Origin of the sequence: Streptomyces sp. KMM 9044 (assembly GCF_024701375.2) — a bacterium.
Classification (GTDB): Bacteria; Actinomycetota; Actinomycetes; order Streptomycetales; family Streptomycetaceae; genus Streptomyces.
The window spans coordinates 1,111,487-1,114,112 of record NZ_CP113910.1 but is presented as its reverse complement, the minus strand read 5'-3'; the positions used below and the strand labels follow the sequence as shown (position 1 = coordinate 1,114,112).

Annotated in this window: 3 protein-coding genes; all 3 read left to right on the top strand. The window is 66.0% G+C overall.

The window, feature by feature from the left end:
- Positions 1-143: 143 nt before the first annotated feature.
- Genes HUV60_RS05130 through HUV60_RS05120 form a run of 3 tightly spaced genes read left to right on the top strand, consistent with a single transcriptional unit; the run spans position 144 to position 2,418 of the window.
- The gene (locus tag HUV60_RS05130; protein WP_257852016.1) at positions 144-533 is read left to right on the top strand and encodes a GntR family transcriptional regulator; all 390 of its coding nucleotides are present in this window, start codon (positions 144-146) and stop codon (positions 531-533) included.
- On the top strand, positions 530-1,432 hold the full coding sequence (locus tag HUV60_RS05125; protein WP_257852017.1) for an ABC transporter ATP-binding protein: 903 nt from the start codon (positions 530-532) through the stop codon (positions 1,430-1,432). The genes HUV60_RS05130 and HUV60_RS05125 overlap by 4 nt, the downstream gene beginning before the upstream one ends.
- Positions 1,429-2,418 carry a transporter gene (locus HUV60_RS05120; protein ID WP_257852019.1) on the top strand — a complete coding sequence of 330 codons (990 nt, stop codon included), beginning with the start codon at positions 1,429-1,431 and terminating at the stop codon, positions 2,416-2,418. The genes HUV60_RS05125 and HUV60_RS05120 overlap by 4 nt, the downstream gene beginning before the upstream one ends.
- Positions 2,419-2,626: the final 208 nt, after the last annotated feature.

The following is a 2,626-nucleotide window of genomic DNA, read 5'->3' as shown; positions in this document are numbered from 1 at the left end:
CCTTCCGGAGAGGTCAGAGGGTCGGTGAGCGACCCCTAGGGGTTCCGGTCGGCAAACGTCAGGGCTGCGTCGGGGTCCGGAACTCCGGTTCCCTGCATGTCTATTGTGCTAACTTCCTAGTGAAGGAGGTTGGAGGAATCGCGTTGATCGACTTCCACTTGGATGCCCGAAGTCGCGTTGCGCCGTATGCCCAACTGGCCCAACAGGTCCGCCGAGCGCTACGCCTCGGCATGCTCTCCGTAGGGGATCAGCTGCCCACTGTCAAGGACGTCGTGGCCAAGGTCGCGATCAATCCCAACACCGTCCTCAAGGCGTACCGCGAGCTCGAGCACGAGGGCTTGGTCTCGCCACGACCGGGCGTGGGAACCTTCGTGATCCGCACTCTCGCGGACGACTCGTTGGCGGCACACGAACCGCTGCGGAAAGAGCTGGAGCAGTGGCTGGCCAAAGCCCAGTGGGCCGGACTCGACGAGGAAAGCATTGAAGCCTTGTTCATGACCACATTACGGACAGTCACGAAGGTGAGGAAATGACGTTCGTCCTAGAAGCGGAGGGCCTCGGTAAGAGGTACGGCCGCCACCAAGCCCTGACCGACTGCAATCTGCAGATTCCGGCCGGCCGAGTCGTCGGACTTGTCGGTCCCAACGGAGTGGGCAAGTCCACGCTCCTCGGGCTGGCCTGCGGGCTGATCCAGCCGAGCGAGGGGACCATAAAGGTGCTCGGCAACCGGCCTGCCGCCAGTGCGGAACAGCTGGCGCGCGTCGGCTTCGTCGCTCAGGACACGCCCGTCTACGCGAACCTGACCGTGGCCGAGCATCTGCGGCTGGGCGCCAAACTGAATCCGCGCTGGGACCAGACGCTGGCGGATCGCCGGATCCGACAGCTCAACCTCAAGCTGGATCACAAGGCCGGAAGCCTCTCCGGCGGTCAGCGGGCGCAGCTCGCCCTGACCGTCGCCGCCGCCAAGCGTCCAGAACTGCTCATCTTCGACGAGCCGGTTGCCGCACTGGACCCGCTGGCCCGGCGTGGGTTCATGCAGAACCTCATGGAGTTCGTGGCCGAGCTCGGGGCCAGCGTCATCCTCTCCTCGCACCTCCTCGGCGACCTGGAGCGGGTCTGCGACCACGTCATCGTCCTGGGGGAGGGGCGCGTCCAGTTGGCGGGCGAGGCCGATGACCTCGTGGCCGAGCACTACCGCCTGGTCGGGGCGCAGGGCGACTTCGCCGACCTGCCCCCGGGGATCGAGGTCATCCAGGAAGGACACACGGATCGCCAGAGCACGCTGATCGTGCGCTCGACCGAGCCGATCCCCCACTTCATCACCGAGGCCGCGCACCTCGACCTCGAAGACGTCATCCTCGCCTACATGAGCCGGTCCGCGAACGCGTCGGTGACCGGTTCGGCGCAGCAGATTATGGAGGCTCGTCAGTGATCTGGCTGACCTGGAGGCAATTCCGTGCACAGGCGCTGACGGCCGCGGTCGCCCTGGTGGGCCTCGCGGCGTACCTGGTCTATCTGGGCATGCAGATGCGCGACTCCTACGACAAGGACGTCGTCGGTTGCACGGCCGGCGGCAACTGCGAAGCAGTCGAGAAGCTGTTCCTGAACGAGTACGAGCTGCCGGTGTTCCTGGCCAGCGTTCTGCTCATCGCCATTCCCGCGCTCATCGGCCTCTTCTGGGGCGCGCCTCTCATCACGCGCGAACTCGAAGCCGGCACGCACCGGCTGGTCTGGAACCAGAGCATCTCGCGGACCCGCTGGCTCGTCGTGAAGCTCGGCTTCGTCGCGATGATCAGCGCGGTCGTGGTCGGTGTGTTCAGTCTGCTGCTCACCTGGGCCGCAAGCCCGTACGACCGCGTCCAAGGCGAGCGGTTCGACGCCATCGGGTTCATGTCCAGGAACATCACCCCCATCGGATACGCCGTCTTCGCCTTCATCCTCGCCGCGACGGTCGGACTCCTGATCCGGCGCACGATGCCGGCCATGGCGATCACCCTCGCTGCCGTCGCCGCGATCCAGCTGATCGTGCCGTTCGGAGTCCGGCCGCATCTTCAGCAGCCTGTCTCCACCACGGTGGCGCTGACTGCAGACACCCAGTTCAAGGCCTTCCGGGACGAGGGCGACGAAGTCCAGATCCTGGGCTACAACATTCCCGGCGCCTGGATGCTGGACAAGACGCACACGCTGTACGACTCGGCCGGCAAGGCGTACGACGAGAAGAGCTTCGAGAGCTGCTTCTCCATCGACATGGACGAGATGAAGGAGTGCGTGGCCAAGAGGAACCTGCACGTCGAGGTGTCCTACCAGCCGGCCGACCGTTACTGGCGCTTCCAGTGGATGGAGGCCGGGGGATACCTCGCGCTCACCGCACTGCTGGTGGCCTTCTGCATCTCGCGGATCCGTCGGCCGCTGCTCTGAGGCGACCCGACTCCGCGGTAGTCACTCGAAGCGGCCCGCAGTCGCATCGGCCTCAGTCTCCGAACTGGTCGGCCGGTGAGCGCGGGCCGCTTCGACGTCCGGGGTCACTGCCGCGAGGGACCGTCCGTCGGGTCGGACCCGTGGAGCGTGAAGAGCGCAAACACCATGCCGGGTCACCTCCTCGAGGTGACCCGGCATGGTGGCCGAC